The sequence below is a fragment of the Fictibacillus enclensis genome (assembly GCF_030123385.1).
In the GTDB taxonomy this organism is placed as follows: Bacteria; Bacillota; Bacilli; order Bacillales; family Fictibacillaceae; genus Fictibacillus_C; species Fictibacillus_C enclensis.
The window spans coordinates 2,438,935-2,459,065 of the sequence record NZ_CP126109.1; the positions used below are offsets into that span (position 1 = coordinate 2,438,935).

Genomic DNA, 20,131 nt, shown 5'->3' on the forward strand with positions numbered 1-20,131 from the left:
GATGGCTAAAGCGACAAAAACCGTCTATCGGCAGGAATTCACGGAAGAAGAACTGCGCAGCAAGGATTTAAGGGAAGTCGAGGATGCTCTCATTCATAATAAAGATGCCCTGCTGGAATCGCTGAGTGTTTTAAATCACATGCATGAGAAGGGGATTCTTCCTCTTTTAAACGGACTCTTTGGCCAGGGAGACAAGGTGCTGAATATACTGGTGAAAACAGCAGATACCCCAGAGACATCGAATACCCTGAAAAACCTCCTTCTGTTGACAGGGGTACTGGGAACATTAAATGTAAAACAAATTGAACCGCTGCTTCTTAAAGTGAACTCTGGTGTAGCCAGAGTAGCAGAAATGAATGATACGGAAGAAAAAACAAGTTATTTCAGTCTGGTAAAGGCACTGAAAGACCCGGAAATCAATCGAGCGATTACACTTCTTTTGTCCTTTTTGAAGGGAATGGGCGAAGAAACCGAACCAAAAGAACGTCAAACCGAAGAATTTGACGTTCAAAGAAGAGATCCAGGGAAAAACCTGGGCTGATTCTCTGAAGAATGAAAGCTCTCCATAAAAATGGAGGGCTTTTTTCTTTTTTTATCCGTCATCATTCGACAAAAACGAAAAAAAAACGGTTCTTATTACCTATTTTTTAACGAGAGGCAATCAAAAACAGATCTTTTTTTGTTGATTTTAAGAGAACAAAAGAGAAAAGTAAATGTGAGCAATATGTTTGCTAAATTTAGGAGGTGGTAATATAAAGATACGCTTAAAAAAACAAAGGTGAAATTATAGATGATTTACAGGAAGGCCAGGGAAATAAAAAGGAGGAACTAACATGAAGTACAAAGTAAAAGATTGGCTTCGGCTGACTCCCCGTGAGAGATATCTGCTTTTGTACGCTGTTGCCTTGCTTCAGAAAGAACAAAGAGCTGCTTCCTGATTCCGCATAATGAAAAGCCTTGAAAAAGCATGGTGCTGGATGCTTTTTCAAGGCTTTTTTTTATTGATACTGCTCAAGCTTTGAAAAGAAGTCAATTACAAAATCATAAAATACATTTTCAGCCGGCGCCAATTCCCGCCTTTTCGGCGTGATCAGTCCTACTGTACGCTGCACAAGGGGAAAATCAATCGGCTTTTTTACGGTGTAGCGGGGTGTTGTTTCATAAAATGAACTATCGGGTAAAAGAGTAACACCTATTCCGGCGGTCACCAGCCCTTTGATCGCATCCATGTCTTCACCTTCGGAAGAGATTTTCGGAGTGAAGCCTGCCTCTCTGCAGGCGTTAACAACCACCTCCTGCAGCACATACCCTTCCGGAAATAGGACAAAAGGATCGTTTCTTAAATCACTGAGCATAAGGCTGTTTTTTTCAGCAAGAGGATGATTAGCCTGCAAAAGGGCTGAAATTCTTTCCGTAAACAAGATATGCCCTTGTACATCTGACTGATTGGCTGGAACAGGACCTAAAAAAGCCAGGTCAATGTCTCCCTTTTTTACAGCATCTATTAAAAAATGATAAGAACCTTGTCTCAGGTGAAACGCGATGTTTGGATGTTCTTCCTTAAATGCCGAAATAATGGTTGGAAGCAAGTGGCTTGCTAAACTGGTAGGAAATCCGATTTTAATAGTACCGCGTTCCGGATCCAAATATTCATCAATCTGTTTTTTTGCATAATCGATGGCCTTTAACGCGGTAGCCGCGTGAGTTAAAAATAGTTTGCCAACTGGAGTTAATTTAACATTCCTTCCTTCTCTCTCAAACAAATCTACATTTAATTCTGCCTCAAGGTTGGCAATCTGCCTGCTGACGGCAGACTGTGCAACATGCAAATGCTGCGCAGCCTCAGATACATGCTCACGTTCCGCCACCTCAATAAAATACTGCAATTGCCGCAGCTCCATTTGTCAACCCTCCATTACTTTTTTCTTATTATTCTCAAAATTAGATCAATCTTATCTAAATTATATATTGTTTGGATGAATTATAAAACCTACACTATAAAAAAGACAACTGAAACGGGGGAGCGAACAATGACATTTCATCAATTACCAAAACGACAGGGCCTCTACCGTCCCGAATTTGAACATGATGCATGCGGTATTGGCTTATACGCCCACATTAAAGGACTAGCTACCCATGATATTGTGAAGAAGGGTTTAAGCATGCTTTGCCAGCTGGACCATCGAGGAGGACAGGGAAGTGATCCACTTACCGGCGACGGTGCCGGGCTTATGGTTCAACTGCCAGACGCGTTTTTTCGAGAAAACTGCAAGGAATTTTCTCTTCCCGAAAAAGGAAGCTATGGAGTCGGGATGCTGTTCCTGCCGCAGAGCGAGGAAGAACAGTTGATTATTAAAGATAAAATCAATCGTTTAATTGAACAGGAAGGCCAAGTCCTTTTAGGATGGAGAAGCGTACCTGTAATTGACGAAAAAATCGGAATACTGGCGCAAGAGAGTTGCCCATCTATTCATCAGGTATTTATTCAGGCTTCAGGTGAAGTGAAAAATGGTTTGCCCTTTGAACGTAAATTATACCTTATCCGTAAACAAGCCGAAAGCTGGGGCAAGGACAAAGACCTGCGTTTTTATTTCTCAAGCCTTTCATCCGAAACAATTGTTTACAAAGGGCTGCTAACGCCTGAACAAGTGGATTCCTTTTATGTGGACCTGCAGAATGATGCTTTTGTATCGGCTTTTGCTTTAGTCCATTCCCGCTTTAGTACAAATACCTTTCCAAGCTGGGAGCGTGCCCATCCAAACCGCTACTTGATCCATAATGGGGAAATCAATACCTTGCGCGGAAACATCAATTGGATGAAGGCCCGTGAACAGCAATTTGCTTCAGAAGCCTTTGGAGAAGATTTGGCAAAGCTTCTGCCGATTTTGGATACAGAAGGCAGTGATTCAGCTGTTTTGGACAATGCCCTTGAATTTTTTGTTTTGGCGGGCAGGGAGCTTGCCCATGCAGCGATGATGCTTATTCCGGAACCTTGGTCTGAAAATAATCCGCATATGACAGAGGAAAAGAAGGCCTTTTATGAATACCACAGCACATTAATGGAGCCTTGGGACGGACCTACGGCCATTTCCTTTACTAACGGTCGTCAGATTGGAGCAATTCTTGATCGTAACGGGTTGCGCCCTGCACGTTATTATGTAACAAAAGACGACTATATCATCTTTTCTTCAGAAGTTGGCGTGATTGATGTAGAGCCTGAAAATGTTCTATACAAAGACCGCCTCAGCCCTGGTAAAATGCTGCTGATCGACTTAGAAAAGGGCAGAATTGTTTCTGATAAGGAAATAAAGTCCGAGCTTTCCATGGCGAATCCTTATCGCAAATGGCTCGATGAGAATTTGATCCGTCTTGATGACGAAGGTCAACCGGAAGAGCCGGAAACAGTGGATAACATGTCCTTACGCCAGAGAGCATTCGGTTACACCTATGAAGATGTTCAAAAGTATTTGCTTCCTATTGTTAATGAAGGAAAAGATCCAGTTGGATCCATGGGGAATGATACCCCGCTGGCTGTATTATCCGACCGCTCCCAATCATTGTTTAACTATTTTAAGCAATTATTTGCACAAGTAACCAATCCGCCGATTGATTCTCTTAGGGAACAGGTGGTTACTTCGACGATCAGTTACCTTGGAGCTGAAGGAAATCTTTTGCAAAAAGAAGCTTTCAATTGTCGTCGCATCCAGCTTGATACACCAATTCTACCAAGCAGTACACTGGACCTGTTAAAACAAAATTTACTGCCTGAATTCAAAAGCACCACGTTGCACACTTTATTTTCTGAAGATTTGGAATCGGCATTAAATACTTTATTTACAGAAGCAGAGAAAGCCATTGAAGAGGGGCATACTCTTCTCATTCTTTCGGATCGGGAAATGGATGAAAAACGCACACCGATGCCTATTTTGCTGGCAACAAGCGGTCTGCACCATCATCTGGTACGTGCAGGATTGCGTACGAAAGTAAGTTTGATCGTTGATTCGGGAGAAACACGTGAAGTTCACCATTATGCCGCTCTGATTGGTTATGGAGCAGACGCCATTCATCCTTACTTGGCGTATGCCACATACCAGCAGGCGATTCTGGACGGACACCTTGAAATGTCCTTCGATTCTGTCGTAAAAAAATATATTAAAGGTGTTACAGACGGCGTAGTAAAAGTCATGTCTAAAATGGGAATTTCAACCATTCAAAGTTATCGCGGAGCGCAAATCTTTGAAGCGGTGGGGATTGGTGAAGATGTGATTGACCGCTACTTTACCGGAACAGCTTCTCAAATCGATGGAATTAATCTTACGACCATCGCGCAGGAAGCGGTACAGCGCCATGGTGAAGCCTGCGATAAGCGGGATACTGAAGCACTGGATTCAGGGAGCGAGTTTCAATGGAGAAAAACAGGTGAGCACCATGCCTTTAATCCAAAAACGATTCATACGCTGCAGTGGGCTTGCCGCCGAAATGATTACGACTTATTCAAACAATATTCCTCCGCTGCAAACGAAGAGCGATTGAATTTCTTACGCAACCTCTTTTCGTTTCCTACCGGCCAGGCGGTTCCGATTGAAGAAGTTGAGTCTGTGGAAGATATTGTAAAACGTTTTAAAACAGGGGCTATGTCCTTTGGGTCATTGAGCAGTGAAGCTCATGAAGCATTGGCGATTGCCATGAACCGTTTAGGAGGCAAAAGCAACAGTGGGGAAGGCGGAGAAGATGCATCACGTTATATTCCCGATGAGAATGGGGATTTCCGCCGCAGTGCGATCAAGCAAATCGCTTCTGGCCGCTTCGGTGTCAAAAGCCATTACCTGGTGAACGCTGATGAACTGCAAATTAAAATGGCTCAAGGAGCAAAACCTGGAGAAGGCGGCCAGCTTCCGGGTAACAAGGTATATCCTTGGGTGGCTGATGTCCGTGGATCTACTCCTGGTGTAGGACTGATTTCACCGCCTCCTCACCATGATATTTACTCGATCGAGGATTTGGCGCAATTGATTCATGATTTGAAGAACTCAAACAGGGACGCGCGAATTTCCGTTAAACTGGTGGCCAAGGCGGGCGTCGGCACAATCGCTGCCGGTGTTGCAAAAGGCTCTGCAGATGTCATTGTTATCAGCGGATATGACGGAGGAACTGGCGCATCACCTAAAACAAGTATCAAGCACACCGGCCTGCCATGGGAACTTGGCCTTGCCGAAGCCCATCAGACACTGATGCTGAACGGATTGCGTGACCGGGTGGTTTTGGAAACTGACGGAAAGCTGATGACAGGTAAAGATGTGGTGCTCGCAGCTTTACTTGGTGCAGAAGAATATGGGTTTGCGACTGCACCGCTTGTTGTATTGGGCTGTGTTATGATGCGCGCCTGTCACTTGGATACATGTCCGGTTGGTGTTGCAACACAAAACCCTGAACTGCGCAAAAAGTTTATGGGTGACCCTGATCATGTCGTCAACTATATGCGCTTCGTTGCTCAGGAAGTTCGCGAGATTATGGCTGAGCTTGGATTCAGAACGATCGATGAAATGGTTGGGCGCAGTGACATTCTTGAAATGTCGGAACGTGCAAAACACCATTGGAAAGCAAAACAATTAAACTTGAACAATTTGATTCATACCGTGGATGGTTCAGTAAGAACGTTCCAGACGCCTCAGAATCATAAAATTGACGAATCGCTTGATATTACAACCATACTTCCGGCGATTGAACAAGCGCTTGAAGAGCAGGAAAGAGTTTATCTTTCTTTCAATCTTAATAACACCAACCGTGTGACGGGGACGATTTGCGGAAGTGAGGTCTCCAAGCGTCATGGTGAAGAAGGGCTTCCGGAAGATACGATCAATCTGCAATTTAACGGCTCTGCCGGCCAATCGTTTGGTGCCTTTATTCCTAAAGGGATGAGCTTGTACTTGACGGGAGATGCCAATGACTACGTGGGCAAAGGGCTGTCAGGCGGTAAAATTATTGTTACTGCGCCAAAAGAATCCGACTTTTTATCTGACACAAACGTGATTGCCGGAAATGTTGCGTTTTACGGTGCAACAAGCGGAGAAGCGTACATTAATGGAGCTGCCGGTGAACGATTTGCGGTAAGAAACAGCGGAGCCAACATCGTCACTGAAGGAATCGGGGACCATGGCTGCGAGTATATGACAGGCGGAAAAGTTGTTGTTCTTGGGGAAACAGGAAAGAACTTTGCAGCCGGTATGTCAGGCGGAGTAGCTTATATTCTTGCCAGCGATAAGGAAGCCTTCTTATCACTATGCAATAAAGAGAGCGTGGAGTTTGAATCCTTTGCAACGCATGAGGAGGAAGAAGAGGTAAGACAGATGATTCTAAGCCATTATCATTATACCCTCAGCTCAAAAGCGGCGATCATCCTGAGCAATTGGGATGAATATGCTTCTCAGTTTGTAAAAGTCATTCCGAAGGATTACAAACAAATGATCCAAAGGATTGCAGAACAGGAAAACTCCGGAAAGAGTCATGAGGAAGCCGTAATGAGTGCGTTTCTTGAATCATCAACTTTAAAAAAAAGTCCTTCAGCAGAGAGAAATCAGCTAATTCTTAATTAGGAAAGGGGAGAGGACGTATGGGTAAAACAACAGGATTTATGGAATATGCGAGAGAAGAAGCTAAAGAACGTAATCCTCTCACTCGCTTAAACGACTGGAAAGAACATACCGAGCGGATGGATGATGAAACTCTTCATCAACAGAGTGCAAGATGCATGGATTGTGCAACACCATTTTGTCATATTGGTATGGATATTGGCGGGATGACTTCAGGTTGTCCCATCCATAACCTGATCCCGGAATGGAATGACCTCGTTTACCGGGGAAAATGGAAAGATGCACTGGAACGTCTGATGAAAACCAATAATTTCCCAGAATTTACGGGCCGTGTATGCCCGGCGCCATGCGAAGGGTCTTGCACTGTAGAGATTTCTTCACCGGCAGTCACCATTAAAAATATTGAACAAGCGATTATCGATAAAGGCTTTGAGAACGGATGGATTACCCCCCGGATTCCTGAAACCAGAACGGGCAAAAAAATTGCAGTCGTTGGTTCTGGTCCAGCCGGAATGGCAGCAGCTGACCAGTTGAATCAAGCCGGGCATTCCGTTACCGTATATGAGAGAGCAGAACGTGCTGGCGGACTATTAACCTATGGAATTCCGAACATGAAACTTGAAAAAGAGGTTGTGGAAAGGCGCGTCCAGCTCCTGACACAGGAAGGCATTGATTTTATCTGTTCTACAGAAGTAGGCGAAGATATTACTGCCGACCAACTGAAAAATCAATATGACGCTGTTATTCTCTGTGTTGGTGCCCAAAAACAAAGAGATTTGGTATTGGAAGGCCGTGAAGCAATAGGCGTACATTATGCGATGGATTATCTCACAGGTTCCACACGAAGTCTTTTGAACGAGAATGTACCGGTTCATCAGCAGATCGATGCAAAGGACAAGGATGTCATCGTTATTGGTGGAGGAGATACAGGTGCAGACTGTGTGGCTACTGCTCTCCGCCAAAATTGCAGAAGCATTGTCCAATTCGGCAAGTATCCAAAGCTTCCGGAAGCAAGAACACCGGATAACATGTGGCCGGAGCTTCCTAACATTTTTACGATGGATTATGCCTATGAGGAAGCCGAAGCCAAGTTTGGCAAGGATCCCAGACAGTATACAGTTCAGACTAAAAAGTTGGTTGCAGATGAGGAAGGCAATCTGAAGGAACTCCATACCGTACAAACCGTATTCACGACAGATGAAGAAGGCAAAGCTGTACTAAAGGAAGTGCCGGGAACTGAAAAGGTATGGCCGGCGCAGTTAGTGTTCATCGCAATCGGTTTTGAGGGTACTGAACAGCCGCTGCTCCAACAATTCGGCGTAAATGCAAACAATCAAAAAATTGAGGCCAAACATGGCGATTACCGCACCAATGTGGAAGGTGTGTTTGCCGCAGGTGATGCCAGAAGAGGGCAAAGCCTGATCGTATGGGCCATTCAGGAAGGCCGTGAAGCGGCAAGAGAAGTGGATAAATACCTGATGGGAAGTACGGTGCTTGCATAAAAAAACAGCCGTTTGTGAACTGTTGCACTCTGTTAAAGAGGTGACAGTCACTGTCGGCTGTTTTGCTTGTTAAATCGGGTGAAAACTAGGCTTTTTGCTGTGTGGCGCAATGTTCGCATTCCTGAACATAGCATTCATGTTGTTCATCCATCTTGTTCCCGCATTCCCGGCATTGTTTTTCAGGCAAGTTACGATAAAATTCCAATGTCAACATTCAGCATTACCTCCTGTTTTCTGTTAAACACATTGTATTATAACAGTTTAGCGACGTCAATATCTGTTATAGATTATTTTGAAAACACGACAAAAAGACTAGTGCAACTTAAGGAGATCAGAAGGAACGAGGCCAAAAGTCACACCTTTTGACTTGTTTGATTTGGTTTATACTAAAGTATATGTGCACAAGTTCTGTTTTACCCAGGCTTTAGTAAATGCTAAAATAATATCGTTGAGTAAAACAGTGGATGGAAATCTGTTCTAGTACTGTTTTACCTGGAGCATTCATTTTTAGAGGACAAAGGAGAAGAAGTTTACGTATGGAAAAAGTATTGATTTTTGGACACAAAAACCCGGATACAGACACAATTTGTTCAGCGCTTGTTTATGCTGATCTGAAAACAAAACTTGGCGTTAATGCAGAAGCGGTCCGTCTTGGAGAAGTCAATGGAGAAACCCAATATGCACTCGATCAATTTGGCGCATCAGCCCCACGCCTTGTTGAAACAGTTGCCAACGAAGTGGAAAAGGTCATTTTGGTAGACCATAACGAACGCCAACAGAGTGCATCCGATATTGCCTCTGTACAAGTACTTGAAGTGATCGACCATCACAGAATCGCTAATTTTGAAACAAGTGATCCATTGTATTATCGTGCCGAGCCGGTTGGATGTACCGCCACTATCTTGAATAAAATGTACAAAGAAAATGGAGTGGCTGTAGAAAAGAACATCGCAGGACTAATGCTTTCCGCGATTATTTCTGATTCCTTGCTGTTCAAATCTCCGACGTGCACAGAACAAGACATTGCAGCAGCGAAAGAGCTTGCTGAAATTGCCGGTGTGGATGCTGAAAGCTATGGTTTGGAAATGCTGAAAGCGGGTGCGGACCTTAGTGACAAATCAGTCAGCCAGCTGATTACACTTGATGCGAAAGAATTCCAAATGGGAGACAGCAAGGTTGAAATCGCCCAGGTCAACACAGTCGATACTGATGAAGTGTTTGAAAGAAAACAAGAACTTGAAGATGCGATCAACAGTGTCGTTCAGGAAAAAGGTCTTGATCTGTTCCTGTTCGTTGTGACGGATATCCTGACCAATGATTCAACAGGCCTGGCGCTCGGAAAGAAGTCAGAGGTTGTTGAAAAAGCTTATAATGTCAAGCTTGAGGACAATACTGCTGTATTAAAAGGGGTAGTATCCCGGAAGAAACAAATTGTACCTGTACTGACAGATACATTTAACATTCATTAAAAATCATAAAAGAAGCCGGTCATTCCGGCTTCTTTTATTTTTCGATGAATTCCTGTGTCCAGCAATCGTCATTGCCGGTATAGCCGATCCCAATATGGGTGTAATCAGGATTTAGAATGTTCTTGCGGTGTCCCTCGCTGTTCATCCAGTCGTTGACGACTTGTTCAGGAGACTGCTGGCCAATGGCGATGTTTTCTCCAGCCGAATCGTAATCAATATTCATCTTTTCCATTTGGTCAAAAGGGGAACCCTGCGTCGGGCTGTTGTGAGAAAAATAATCATTGTTGTCCATGTCATTTGCTTTTGATTGAGCCATATTAGTCAATTGAGGATCATATTTTAAATCCGAAAGTCCATGTTTCCGCCGTTCCTGATTTGTGAGTTCGACCACCTGCTGAATCATTTCCTGGCTGTATCCCTGATTGCCGGATGGAGGGGCAGCGGGTGGAACGGTCCCATTCATGTCGGGATTAGTTTCCATTTGGGTATCAGGGTTGTTATATGAAATATTTTCTTTTTTTATTTTCGATGTTGTTTTATGCCCTGTGGATGAGCGATAAGGTTGGTTTTCCGATGTGAGATAACCATTGCTCGTTTTAATCGTTTTTTGACCGGATAATGACTTATGATCTTTCTGATCGCTGCGAAGTTCATCCTTATTTACATTGTTGCAGCCTGCAAGAAAGAGAATAATCGCGAAGAATGAGAAAATGATCTGGGAACGCTTCATGTTTGTGCTCCTTTCAAGATGTGCTATTATTTCCAGACGTCCATAGTATTTCACAATTGGAAAAACCCATACATGATCAGCTTACAGCATCATACAACTGGTCCATTAAGGGAAGTTTATAACCATTGCGATAAGAAAAACGGTCTGTGAGCACTTTTCGTGCTTAAATTACTTTTTGAAAGTATGATGGATGACAGACAGAGAAAAAAGGAGTGTCTTTATGACAAATCAATATCAGCCCTTATTGGATGATTTTACTTTTGATAATGGAATCTCATTGAAAAACCGGGTAGTCATGGCTCCCATGACCAATTTTTCTTCCAACGAGGATGGCACCGTTTCAGACAGTGAAGTAAATTATTATATCCGACGATCTAAGGGAGCTGGAATGGTCATTACCGCCTGTGCTTATGTCAGTCCAAGCGGAAAAGGTTTTCCAGGAGAATTTGGCACCCACAATGATGAAATGATCCCCAGCCTTCGAAGACTGGCAGAAAGCATCAAACAAGAAGGCGCGAAAGCTGTTCTCCAAGTTTTTCATGGCGGCCGTATGTGTCCTCCTGAATTGGTGCCTGACGGCGATGTTGTCAGTGCGAGTGCGGTGGCTCCTGAGCAGCAGACACCAACCGGTGAGCAACCGCTCCCCCGTGAACTTACAGATGAAGAAATCCAGTCGATCATCCGGGACTTTGGTGAATCGGCAAGAAGAGCTATTGAAGCTGGGTTTGACGGAATTGAAATTCATGGAGCCAACGGCTATCTGATACAGCAGTTCTTTTCCCCGCACTCAAACCAGCGTACGGACAGGTGGGGAGGAACAATTAAAGAGCGTATGGCGTTCCCGCTTGCTGTGATCGACGAAGTGAAAAGTGCAGTGAAGAAGCATGCGAAGGAGCCGTTTCTGGTCGGATACAGGTTTTCACCTGAAGAACCAGAGACACCAGGAATTACAATGGATGAAACATTGTTATTAGTGGATGAACTTGCGAAAAAGCAATTGGACTATGTTCACGTTTCACTGATGGACTTTTGGTCTGTTCCAAGAAGAGGAGTGGATGATACCCGTTCTCGAATGGAAATTATCCAGGAAAGAGTGGGCAACAAGGTTCCTGTAATCGGTGTCGGCTCCATCTACTCAGCAGATGATGCCTTAAAGGCCATCAAAACGGGAGTACCGCTTATTGCAATTGGCAGGGAATTAATCATCGATCCAGACTGGGTCCAAAAAATTGAAGAAGGGCGCGCTTCTGAAATACAAACAAAGCTAAAAAAAGACGCTCAACATGAATTGGTGGTCCCTGACGCATTATGGCAGGCGATTATTAATACTCCAGGGTGGTTCCCAGTAGAGGAAAATCAATAAGAAATGAAACCCCTTTTGTCTTCAGGCAAAAAGGGGTTTTTTCATGGACATGTATTCAATCTTTGAATGATGCGGCTTCATATTATGGTAGTACCCTACAAAACAGGAGGGCAGATTGTATGATCCTCCCACATATCTATTTGGGTCAAAACAAATGTATGGAACAATATAGGGGATGGCTTACTGTATTATGTTCGGTTCAACCTTTAACTTAAACACACTCGAATTATAAAAAAAACATCCAGGAGAAATCCAGGATTTTTTTATAGTTATTAACTTTCTGTTCAGCAAGTACCGTATTCTTTTGTTGACAATTTTCAAGATGGAGAATATATTGTAAGTAGTAAGTAGTAAGTAGTAAGTAGTAATTTAAAAGTGCAATGAACATTTAATACCGTATTAAAAAAAATTCAAAGCGGGTGTTTTTTATGGAAAATATGGGGATTTCACAAAGATATTTATTGTTATCATTAAATGATAAGGGTGGCGTGGCTCCTGTCGGTAGTCTGCGCATTCGGTCATTTCTAATTGCAAGTGGTATTCTGGAACTCATTATGGAAGATGTTATTTTATTGTTGGATAATCAAGTAACAGTAAATCAAGAATTACCAAAGGACAAAGAATATTTACGTATAGTCTATAATAGGATTTCTCAAGAAAAATCAGTTCATCTCAAAAAGTTAGCAAGAGAATTGGCAACTAATCGGAAACTTTTCAAAGAATTATTTAACTCAATTGGAGATACCTTAGTTGACCTCAATGTTGTTACCAAAACTAACGGCGGAATATTAGGCCATTCCACACAATTAGTTGGTGGTGAAGAGGATAAGAAAAACATGGTAGAACAGCTTCGAGCCGAGTTATTAGAAGAGGGGCCCGTTACAACGGATACTGTTGTTTTATCAAGTTTATTAATAGGGAATCACACCTTGAAGCACTATTTTAGTGAGTTCGAAGAACAGGAGCTTAAAGATAAAATTTCAAGTCTCCGAAAAGATACAACAAACAAAGAAATTTTTGCGATGGTTGATGGTATATCACGTACCATTACTACTATAATAGCTTCTGTTGGTTAATTTGGAGGGATTGCAGTGGGGAGAAGGCGTTCATTAGATGATATTCTGCAATCTGAATATGTATCTATAGGGGAACTGGCACGAATAACGGATTCAAGATATAGCACTTTAAAATATTACACTGAGGCAAATTTGATTACGTTTGAGCAACAAGATGAAAATTTAACACGACGCTATCCAAGAGAAGCGTCGGTTCAAAGAATAGAGACCATTAAACGGTTAAAAAAATCTGGTATGTCTATTTCGGAAATTAGTGATTGGATAATTAATAATGAGAAAAGATGAATCAATGCCATTTGAAACGAACTTCGAGTATTTTTACTTTCAATCAAACAAAATGGATGGAACAAGGGCAGCTTATAAGTGAGCTTGCGGCTCCACCTATATCATGATCTGAACCATAAAAAAACATCCCGGATTCGTCCGGGATGTTTTTTTATATCATACTATCTTAAAACCGATTTTTCCAAACTGAGAAGCGTTCTCCATCCGGTCAAAGGCATCTTTATATTGTGACAGCTCATACACCTTGTCAACAATAGGTTTAATATTGTGTTCTTCAATAAATTGCAGCATTTCTCTGTATTCTTCACCGCTGCCCATCGTTGACCCCAAAAAGTTGAACTGGCCGTAAAAGAATTTTCGGAGATCCAGCTTCACTTCATCACCTGCCGAGGCACCAAATGCCACGATGGTTCCTCCGGTCCTGAGCTGATCGAGCGATTGATTGAACGTGGCAGCTCCTACGCTTTCGATTACAAGATCCATCTTCTGATTTTCAAGCTGGTCGTTCCAATTCTCATTGCTGTCAATGGCTTTTACAGCCCCAAGCTTGAGTGCGGCGTCTCCTTTTTCTTTTGAGCGGGAGGTGACATACACCTCAGCTCCGGCTGCTTTGGCAAACTGAAGTAAAAAGGTCGCGACCCCGCTTCCAATGCCGGGAATCAAAACTTTTTGATTTTCCTTTACTTTTGCCCTCGTAAACAAGACCCGATAGGCAGTAAGTGCAGCCAATGATAAAACACCGGCTTCCTCCCATGACAGGTGAGAGGGTTTTGGAAGGGCATTTTCCTCCGGGATGACAATCTTTTCGGCGAACGTGCCATGAAACGGAAGGCCAAGAATTTCAAATCCTTTTGGCGGCGCATCACTCGTGTTTCTCCACCCTGTTCCAGGATTAATAATCACTTCATCTCCGACCTGCACGGAAGTGACGTTTTCACCGACGGCGTCCACAATCCCTGCACCATCGGAACCAATTACCAACGGCGGATCTTCTGGTTGATGTCTTTGAAGAACGAACAAATCACGATGGTTTAATCCTGCGGTTTTCAGTTTAATTCTTACTTCTCCAGCTTGGGGTGTCAGTTCTTCCATTTCTGAAAGATGAAGGCCTTCCAGTCCTTTTTGCTTTTGATGAATAAGTGCTTTCATAACAACCTCCCGTGAATGAAAATAATATATGTACGATTATCATTCAGTGTACCAAAGTGAGTGGAATATGTCCGCTTTGTTGTTTCAATCGGAAATTTTTCTTGCTTTTTGGGTTAAGAAGTATATAATATATAGTAACAAACTTACTTTTTGTATGTAAAAAAATTAAAGGAGAATCTCATGAATTTTCATACTGCACCGAAAACCTTTGTTCAGCAAGTTCAATTAATCGTGGAAGATCTGGATCGTTCCTTATCGTTTTATCAAGATATTTTAGGATTTTCCATTCTCAATCGAAAAGATCATAAGATCGAACTTACACTGGATGGCACAAGCGCCATTTTAACGATTGAACAGCCCCAGAACGCCCGGCCGAAGCAGCCACGCACTGCTGGCTTGTACCATTTTGCATTGCTTGTTCCAACCCGGAAAGAACTGGCCAACGTCCTGCGGCATTTGCTCAATATTAGTTATCCGCTTCAGGGAGCGTCTGATCACCTTGTCAGTGAAGCGTTGTATTTGGCTGACCCGGATGGCAACGGAATTGAGATTTACCGCGACCGGGACTCAGGAGACTGGCAGTGGGAGAATGGGCAGGTAGTCATGACAACCGAACCGCTCGATGCACAAGGGTTGCTTGCTGAAAGTGAGGATATGGTTTTTGAAGGGCTGTCAACGGAAACCATTATGGGCCATCTCCATCTCCATGTTGCACACTTGGAAGAGGCCGAAGCTTTTTATTGCAGAGGACTTGGCTTTGAGGTTGTCCAGCGGCTCGGCAACCAAGCGCTATTTATTTCAACAGGCAAGTACCATCATCATCTCGGCCTGAATATCTGGAACGGAAAAGGTGCTCCTGCCCCTGCTTCCAATGCTGTTGGGATCAAGATGTTTTCGGTTGTATATCCAACGAATGAAGCAAGAAAAGAGGCAGTCATCCGCCTTGAAACTTTAGGATTTGTTTCAACGCAATCAGAGAATGATTTTTACCTGACTGATCCATCCGGAACAAAAATGAAACTGGCTGTAGCACTCCAGTAACAAAACTCAAAAACCCCATCACATCGTTTAGCATGTGATGGGGTTTTTTATGATAGAAACAAATTGACCGATTGATATGAAGTGAGAAGTGCTGTGACAATTCCTGCGATCAGGATAGTGACAAATGAAAACAACAAATAGGGATCCTTCAGGAGAATCATGCCTGTTGTAATAATGATCGCATCCAGGATAATCATGAGAAGACCCGGATTGAATCGAAACCATTTGGACATCAGGAGTGCGAGCAGATCAAGCCCGCCGACACACGTATTATATCTCATCATTAACCCGACTCCGGTTCCGATGAACGCCCCGCCAATACAGGCACTGATCCAAATGGGAAGGTGGAACAGCCATTGCAAGGGGAACATTCCCTCAATCAGCAGAGAGGAAAGAAGCATCCCCATCAGACTGTTAAAAAAATAGAGTTTATTATAGTGCAGTGCCATCAAAAAGATCGGAGCACTTAGACAGATGATCGTGAGGCCCACCTGAAATCCTGCAGTGTACTTCAATAGCAGGGCAAGACCAATAAAACCCCCATTCAATATATGCTGAGGCAGGATAAAACCATTGATTCCAATTCCCATTAATGTACTTCCGCAGCCGATCGCTATCAATTTATTCATAGTTACGTCATCCCTGTCCCTGTATTTATACTACTTTATGTTCAAGCACTCTTTATTATTAATTTCTTCCGTTTTCCGTATGAACAGGGCAATGAAGTGAAAACTAATTCTATGAAACAGAAACGGAGAAATAATTATGTCCTGTACATCAAGTGAAGAACTGAAGCAGATTATGATGAAAGCAAGAGTTTATACCAAGTTTGGTAAGGTGGCCGACTATATCCCTGCATTAAGGAAAGCGGATCCGGACGAGTTGTCTGTTGCGATATCTTATCCTGACGGAAACTGCCTATCTGCCGGTGATGTGAAGATGAAAATTTCACTTCAAAGCATTTCAAAAGTTTTGGCTCTTGCATTGGCACTTATGGACCAGGGGGAAGATTACGTGTTTTCCAAAGTGGGATACGAACCAACGGGTGATCCATTCAATTCCATCGTAAAACTTGAAATCAGCAAACCATCTAAACCGCTTAATCCCATGATCAATGCCGGGGCGCTTGCCGTTACCCATATGATTAAAGGTGAATCCGTTCAGGAGAGATTTGACCGGCTGCTTGATTTTATAAGGAAGCTCGCAGGAAATCCTTCCATTTCACATTGTGAGGATGTAGCCGCCTCGGAACATGAGACCGCACACCTTAACCGTGCACTGTGTTATTTTATGAAGCAGCATGGCATTATCAATGAAGATGTGGAGCGTCTCATTTACCTGTATACGAAACAATGCGCGATTGAGATGAATTGCCTGGACCTGGCACGGATCGGATTGGTGTTTGCGCTTGACGGGGCCGAGCCGTTAACCAGAGAACAACTGATTCCTGTTTCCGTTGCACGGATATGTAAAACCTTTATGGTGACATGCGGGATGTATAATGCATCCGGCGAGTTTGCTGTCCGTGTAGGGATACCTGCAAAAAGCGGCGTTTCCGGGGGCATCATGGGAGCTGTTCCTAACCGGTTTGGCATTGGAATCTTTGGTGCAGCCCTAGATGATAAAGGAAACAGTATCGCCGGGGTAAAAATACTTGAAACGCTGTCCAAAAGGTATGATTTAAACATGTTTTAATTAGGAAATGGCTTTCTTGCTGATGAGGAAGCTGTTTTTTTATGCATGATGGAGGGTATCTTAAAACTATTTAAAGGACCTGTTATCAAAAACTAACGGAAATAAGGGGACATCATTCATGAACATAACGCCAAACCAGCGAATACAATTGCACGGATTCAATAATCTGACGAAATCATTAAGTTTTAATATGTACGATATTTGTTATACGAAAACAAGAGAGGAAAGAGAAGCGTACATTGCCTACATTGATGAAGAGTACAGCGCTGAGCGGTTGACCCGCATTCTTCAGGGGGTTTCCGACCGAATTGGGGCCCATGTTTTGAACATTGCCAAGCAGGACTATGTGCCTCAGGGAGCAAGCGTTACTGTATTAGTATCAGAAGGTCCGGTAGTGGAAGTGCCGACCGATCACCTTGAGGAAAAACCGGCGGCCATGCCGGAATCCGTCGTTATGCAGCTCGATAAAAGCCATCTGACGGTCCATACGTATCCGGAATACCATCCGGAAGAGGGAATCAGTACGTTCAGGGCAGATATAGATGTATCCACCTGCGGGGAGATTTCGCCGCTAAAAGCGCTGAATCACTTGATTGATTCATTTGACACGGATATTATGACGATTGATTACCGGGTAAGAGGCTTTACACGAGATTTTAAAGGACGAAAGCTTTTTATTGACCATGACATTCATTCCATTCAAAATTACATTGATGAAGAACATAAAGAAGAATTTGACATGATCGATTCCAACATTTATCAGGAAAATATCTTTCACACCAAATGCAAATTAAAAAACTTTGATCTAGACAATTACCTGTTCGGCTATAAGAGCGAATCGCTGAGTGGTGAGGAGAAAACAGCAATCACTGCAAGGATTACTGAAGAGATGGAAGAAATCTATTTTGGGCGCAATATGAACCGCCGGTAAAAGAAAAGAGACCCGATTTGGGTCTCTTTTTTTGAAATCCAGCTTTAACGGGGCTGGTTTCTGAGCTGTTGTTCTCCCATAGCGACTAGACGTTTCGTCATTTCACCGCCGACAGAACCATTCGCCCTCGAAGTTGTGTCTGCACCAAGCTTTACTCCAAACTCATTGGCAATTTCCTCTTTCATCTGCCCTAAAGCATTTTCAGAACCCGGTACCAAAAGTTTGTTTCTTGCCATGCTTCAACACCTCCGCATAAAGTTGAACAGCCATTCGCTGTCCGTTATTTAAGATTTCCGAAAATGGGCGGGGGCATTCGTCCTAGTAACGGTATAATGAAGTTGTCTACTTAGGGTTATGAACCAAAAGGAGAAAACGGAATCAAAGACCGCGCCACATACATGGGGGGGGAAATATGCTTTGGCAAAAGAGATTGATGAGCTTGCACAAGAATGGAAGAGAAGGGATAAAGCACACCCTAAGCACGGAGTAGAGCTCCTGCGTTATAATGAAAAGGAAAAAGACATAAGTTCAAGTAAAAAAGGGTGAAGCTGCATGGACATTTTTGATGCTATAAAAACAAGAAGAAGTATTGGGAAAGTGAAAGATGAACCCGTACCGAAAGATGATCTCGAAAAAATTCTGGAAGCCGGAACGTACGCGCCAAATCATCACCGCACAAATCCCTGGCGTTTCTTTGTCCTGACAGGAGAGGGAAGGAACCGATTCGGGGAACATCTTGCCAGTGTTTCCAAGCTTTCAATGAAAGAGCCGCTTTCTGAAGAAGATATTCAAAAGCTTGAAAAGACGAAGAAAAAATCACTTCGCGCACCGGTCATTATTGCGGTTGGCGTGGAGCCTGATGAAGGTCTGAAAATCATTCGCGAGGAAGAAGTGGCTGCGGTCAGTGCGGCCATTCAAAACATGCTTTTGGCTGCTCATGCATTGGGCCTTGGTGCCGTTTGGCGAACGGGAGCCATTTGCTATCATGAAAAAATGAAGGATTTTTTCCAACTCTCTGCCAAAGGGGAGATGGCGGGCTTCATTTATTTGGGATACCCGGAGATTAACCCAACAGTTATGAAAAAGCAACATTTCAACGAAGTTACGCAATGGATCAATTAGTTTTCCAGGCGAAGAGACGCTAATCAATGTCTCTTCGTTTTTTTATGGTGTGAAATGGGGTAAAGGTATCTGTATATCGAAATCCAGTATGCAAGAAAGGATGACTATTGATGAAAAAAAGAAAGCTTGGCAGTCAGGGTCTTGAAGTATCGGCACTCGGTTTAGGATGTATGGGAATGTCGGATTTTTACAGCGGTCAAGACGATCAGGAATCGGTGCGCACCATTCACCGTGCCCTGGAACTTGGCGTTAATTTTCTCGATACGGCTGACATGTACGGTGTGGGGAAAAACGAAGAGCTGGTTGGCAACGCCATAAGAGACCGCCGGCAGGATGTGATTCTCGCCACAAAATTCGGAAACGTTAGAGGAGTGGATGGTTCATTTTTAGGCATTAATGGCCATCCCAAATATGTAAAGGAAGCGTGTGAAAAGAGCTTAAGGCGGCTTGGAACTGAATATATTGACCTTTATTATCAGCATCGGGTGGACCCGGGAGTGCCGATTGAAGAAACGGTCGGTGCGATGGGTATGCTCGTCCAGGAAGGCAAGGTCCGGTTTCTTGGTCTTTCAGAGGCGGGTCCGGAAACAATCAGGCGTGCCCACGCCGTTCATCCCATTACAGCACTTCAAACCGAATATTCATTATGGAGCAGAGATGTGGAGGATCAAAATCTTCCCGCCGTGCGCGAGCTCGGAATCGGTTTTGTGCCTTACAGTCCGCTTGGCCGCGGGTTTTTGACAGGTCAGATTCAAACCTTTGATGATTTGGCGGAAGATGATTACCGACGCTATTCCCCCCGTTTTCAGGGAGAGAATTTCCAAAAAAATCTCGACCTTGTTCAAAAGATAAAGGAAATTGCCAAAGAAAAAGAATGTACGGCTTCACAGCTCGCACTTGCCTGGCTGCTGGCGCAGGGAGAAGACATTGTGCCGATTCCGGGAACAAAGAGAACCAAGTATCTGGAAGAAAATATAGGTGCCCTTGAAGTTCAACTCACTCAAGAGGATACCAGACGAATCAATGAGGTAGCCCCAAAAGGAGCGGCTGCGGGGGAGCGCTATCCGGCAGAAGGCATGAAAAGTGTAAATATTTAATGGTAATCAGGAACTCTCGCTTAGGGAGTTCCTTTTTCATTGTCTTTTGTTTTTTGGTATGATGTGTTCAACTGAGAAAAG

General features: G+C 43.5%; 19 protein-coding genes. 13 read left to right on the forward strand and 6 right to left on the reverse strand.

Annotated features, from left to right (window positions below):
• Nucleotide 1 precedes the first annotated feature (1 nt).
• Nucleotides 2-541 carry a helical membrane plugin domain-containing protein gene (locus QNH15_RS12880; RefSeq protein WP_283895171.1) on the forward strand — a complete coding sequence of 180 codons (540 nt, stop codon included), beginning with the start codon at nucleotides 2-4 and terminating at the stop codon, nucleotides 539-541.
• A 457-nt stretch (nucleotides 542-998) separates the two neighbouring features.
• Here the strand turns inward: QNH15_RS12880 and gltC are convergent, their stop codons facing one another.
• On the reverse strand, nucleotides 999-1,901 hold the full coding sequence (gltC, locus tag QNH15_RS12885) for a glutamate biosynthesis transcriptional regulator GltC (RefSeq protein ID WP_283895173.1): 903 nt from the start codon (nucleotides 1,899-1,901) through the stop codon (nucleotides 999-1,001).
• A 129-nt stretch (nucleotides 1,902-2,030) separates the two neighbouring features.
• Here gltC and gltB point away from each other — a divergent pair, with 129 nt between their 5' ends.
• Entirely contained in the window at nucleotides 2,031-6,593 is a 4,563-nt protein-coding gene (gene gltB / locus QNH15_RS12890) for a glutamate synthase large subunit (RefSeq protein WP_283895175.1), read from the forward strand.
• 17 nt (nucleotides 6,594-6,610) lie between these two features.
• Nucleotides 6,611-8,092 (forward strand): glutamate synthase subunit beta, encoded by a 1,482-nt coding sequence (locus QNH15_RS12895; protein WP_061970084.1) that lies wholly within the window; start codon nucleotides 6,611-6,613, stop codon nucleotides 8,090-8,092.
• 85 nt (nucleotides 8,093-8,177) lie between these two features.
• Here QNH15_RS12895 and yhfH read toward each other — a convergent pair whose 3' ends face one another.
• Nucleotides 8,178-8,306, reverse strand: a complete 129-nt coding sequence (gene yhfH, locus QNH15_RS12900) for a protein YhfH (protein ID WP_074440483.1) — start codon at nucleotides 8,304-8,306, stop codon at nucleotides 8,178-8,180.
• A 322-nt stretch (nucleotides 8,307-8,628) separates the two neighbouring features.
• On the opposite strand from yhfH, the gene QNH15_RS12905 reads away from it, so the two are divergent.
• On the forward strand, nucleotides 8,629-9,561 hold the full coding sequence (locus QNH15_RS12905; RefSeq protein WP_283895178.1) for a manganese-dependent inorganic pyrophosphatase: 933 nt from the start codon (nucleotides 8,629-8,631) through the stop codon (nucleotides 9,559-9,561).
• Nucleotides 9,562-9,595: 34 nt separating this feature from the next.
• Here QNH15_RS12905 and QNH15_RS12910 read toward each other — a convergent pair whose 3' ends face one another.
• The gene (locus tag QNH15_RS12910; protein WP_283895180.1) at nucleotides 9,596-10,291 is read right to left on the reverse strand and encodes a CAP domain-containing protein; all 696 of its coding nucleotides are present in this window, start codon (nucleotides 10,289-10,291) and stop codon (nucleotides 9,596-9,598) included.
• Between the two features lie 220 nt (nucleotides 10,292-10,511).
• Between QNH15_RS12910 and QNH15_RS12915 the strand changes: the two genes are divergently transcribed.
• The 3 genes from QNH15_RS12915 (at nucleotide 10,512) to QNH15_RS12925 (ending at nucleotide 13,015) form a co-directional block, all read left to right on the forward strand.
• Nucleotides 10,512-11,654 (forward strand): NADH-dependent flavin oxidoreductase, encoded by a 1,143-nt coding sequence (locus QNH15_RS12915; protein ID WP_283895182.1) that lies wholly within the window; start codon nucleotides 10,512-10,514, stop codon nucleotides 11,652-11,654.
• A 428-nt stretch (nucleotides 11,655-12,082) separates the two neighbouring features.
• A complete protein-coding gene (locus QNH15_RS12920) occupies nucleotides 12,083-12,730 on the forward strand; it encodes a GPP34 family phosphoprotein (protein WP_283895184.1) in 648 nt (215 codons plus the stop codon).
• Between the two features lie 15 nt (nucleotides 12,731-12,745).
• Nucleotides 12,746-13,015, forward strand: a complete 270-nt coding sequence (locus QNH15_RS12925) for a helix-turn-helix domain-containing protein (protein WP_283895186.1) — start codon at nucleotides 12,746-12,748, stop codon at nucleotides 13,013-13,015.
• Nucleotides 13,016-13,171: 156 nt separating this feature from the next.
• Here QNH15_RS12925 and QNH15_RS12930 read toward each other — a convergent pair whose 3' ends face one another.
• Nucleotides 13,172-14,164, reverse strand: coding sequence for a zinc-binding dehydrogenase (locus QNH15_RS12930; RefSeq protein WP_283895188.1), 993 nt, complete (start codon nucleotides 14,162-14,164; stop codon nucleotides 13,172-13,174).
• Between the two features lie 180 nt (nucleotides 14,165-14,344).
• On the opposite strand from QNH15_RS12930, the gene QNH15_RS12935 reads away from it, so the two are divergent.
• Nucleotides 14,345-15,205: a VOC family protein gene (locus tag QNH15_RS12935; RefSeq protein WP_283895189.1), complete on the forward strand. Its 861-nt coding sequence runs from the start codon at nucleotides 14,345-14,347 to the stop codon at nucleotides 15,203-15,205.
• Nucleotides 15,206-15,252: 47 nt separating this feature from the next.
• On the opposite strand, the gene QNH15_RS12940 is transcribed toward QNH15_RS12935, so the two are convergent.
• Entirely contained in the window at nucleotides 15,253-15,834 is a 582-nt protein-coding gene (locus QNH15_RS12940; protein ID WP_283895190.1) for a YitT family protein, read from the reverse strand.
• Nucleotides 15,835-15,970: 136 nt separating this feature from the next.
• Here QNH15_RS12940 and glsA point away from each other — a divergent pair, with 136 nt between their 5' ends.
• The gene (gene glsA / locus QNH15_RS12945) at nucleotides 15,971-16,900 is read left to right on the forward strand and encodes a glutaminase A (protein ID WP_283895191.1); all 930 of its coding nucleotides are present in this window, start codon (nucleotides 15,971-15,973) and stop codon (nucleotides 16,898-16,900) included.
• 118 nt (nucleotides 16,901-17,018) lie between these two features.
• Complete coding sequence (gene speD / locus QNH15_RS12950; RefSeq protein ID WP_283895192.1) at nucleotides 17,019-17,831, forward strand: adenosylmethionine decarboxylase; 813 nt, start codon at nucleotides 17,019-17,021, stop codon at nucleotides 17,829-17,831.
• Between the two features lie 44 nt (nucleotides 17,832-17,875).
• Here speD and QNH15_RS12955 read toward each other — a convergent pair whose 3' ends face one another.
• Nucleotides 17,876-18,067: an alpha/beta-type small acid-soluble spore protein gene (locus QNH15_RS12955; RefSeq protein ID WP_061970103.1), complete on the reverse strand. Its 192-nt coding sequence runs from the start codon at nucleotides 18,065-18,067 to the stop codon at nucleotides 17,876-17,878.
• 181 nt (nucleotides 18,068-18,248) lie between these two features.
• Here QNH15_RS12955 and QNH15_RS12960 point away from each other — a divergent pair, with 181 nt between their 5' ends.
• The 3 genes from QNH15_RS12960 to QNH15_RS12970 all read left to right on the forward strand — a co-directional run bounded on the left by QNH15_RS12960 (nucleotide 18,249) and on the right by QNH15_RS12970 (nucleotide 20,050).
• Nucleotides 18,249-18,377 (forward strand): hypothetical protein, encoded by a 129-nt coding sequence (locus tag QNH15_RS12960; RefSeq protein ID WP_283895195.1) that lies wholly within the window; start codon nucleotides 18,249-18,251, stop codon nucleotides 18,375-18,377.
• A 6-nt stretch (nucleotides 18,378-18,383) separates the two neighbouring features.
• Nucleotides 18,384-18,953, forward strand: a complete 570-nt coding sequence (locus tag QNH15_RS12965) for a nitroreductase family protein (protein ID WP_283895197.1) — start codon at nucleotides 18,384-18,386, stop codon at nucleotides 18,951-18,953.
• Between the two features lie 110 nt (nucleotides 18,954-19,063).
• Nucleotides 19,064-20,050: an aldo/keto reductase gene (locus QNH15_RS12970; protein WP_283895199.1), complete on the forward strand. Its 987-nt coding sequence runs from the start codon at nucleotides 19,064-19,066 to the stop codon at nucleotides 20,048-20,050.
• Nucleotides 20,051-20,131 lie beyond the last annotated feature (81 nt).

What these genes read in the sequence shown, in the direction of transcription:
- QNH15_RS12880 (WP_283895171.1), top strand. Translation starts at nt 2, where the DNA reads ATGGCTAAAGCGACAAAAACCGTCTATCGGCAGGAATTCACGGAAGAA.
- gltC (WP_283895173.1), bottom strand. Translation starts at nt 1,901, where the DNA reads ATGGAGCTGCGGCAATTGCAGTATTTTATTGAGGTGGCGGAACGTGAG.
- gltB (WP_283895175.1), top strand. Translation starts at nt 2,031, where the DNA reads ATGACATTTCATCAATTACCAAAACGACAGGGCCTCTACCGTCCCGAA.
- QNH15_RS12895 (WP_061970084.1), top strand. Translation starts at nt 6,611, where the DNA reads ATGGGTAAAACAACAGGATTTATGGAATATGCGAGAGAAGAAGCTAAA.
- yhfH (WP_074440483.1), bottom strand. Translation starts at nt 8,306, where the DNA reads ATGTTGACATTGGAATTTTATCGTAACTTGCCTGAAAAACAATGCCGG.
- QNH15_RS12905 (WP_283895178.1), top strand. Translation starts at nt 8,629, where the DNA reads ATGGAAAAAGTATTGATTTTTGGACACAAAAACCCGGATACAGACACA.
- QNH15_RS12910 (WP_283895180.1), bottom strand. Translation starts at nt 10,291, where the DNA reads ATGAAGCGTTCCCAGATCATTTTCTCATTCTTCGCGATTATTCTCTTT.
- QNH15_RS12915 (WP_283895182.1), top strand. Translation starts at nt 10,512, where the DNA reads ATGACAAATCAATATCAGCCCTTATTGGATGATTTTACTTTTGATAAT.
- QNH15_RS12920 (WP_283895184.1), top strand. Translation starts at nt 12,083, where the DNA reads ATGGAAAATATGGGGATTTCACAAAGATATTTATTGTTATCATTAAAT.
- QNH15_RS12930 (WP_283895188.1), bottom strand. Translation starts at nt 14,164, where the DNA reads ATGAAAGCACTTATTCATCAAAAGCAAAAAGGACTGGAAGGCCTTCAT.
- QNH15_RS12935 (WP_283895189.1), top strand. Translation starts at nt 14,345, where the DNA reads ATGAATTTTCATACTGCACCGAAAACCTTTGTTCAGCAAGTTCAATTA.
- QNH15_RS12940 (WP_283895190.1), bottom strand. Translation starts at nt 15,834, where the DNA reads ATGAATAAATTGATAGCGATCGGCTGCGGAAGTACATTAATGGGAATT.
- glsA (WP_283895191.1), top strand. Translation starts at nt 15,971, where the DNA reads ATGTCCTGTACATCAAGTGAAGAACTGAAGCAGATTATGATGAAAGCA.
- speD (WP_283895192.1), top strand. Translation starts at nt 17,019, where the DNA reads ATGAACATAACGCCAAACCAGCGAATACAATTGCACGGATTCAATAAT.
- QNH15_RS12955 (WP_061970103.1), bottom strand. Translation starts at nt 18,067, where the DNA reads ATGGCAAGAAACAAACTTTTGGTACCGGGTTCTGAAAATGCTTTAGGG.
- QNH15_RS12965 (WP_283895197.1), top strand. Translation starts at nt 18,384, where the DNA reads ATGGACATTTTTGATGCTATAAAAACAAGAAGAAGTATTGGGAAAGTG.
- QNH15_RS12970 (WP_283895199.1), top strand. Translation starts at nt 19,064, where the DNA reads ATGAAAAAAAGAAAGCTTGGCAGTCAGGGTCTTGAAGTATCGGCACTC.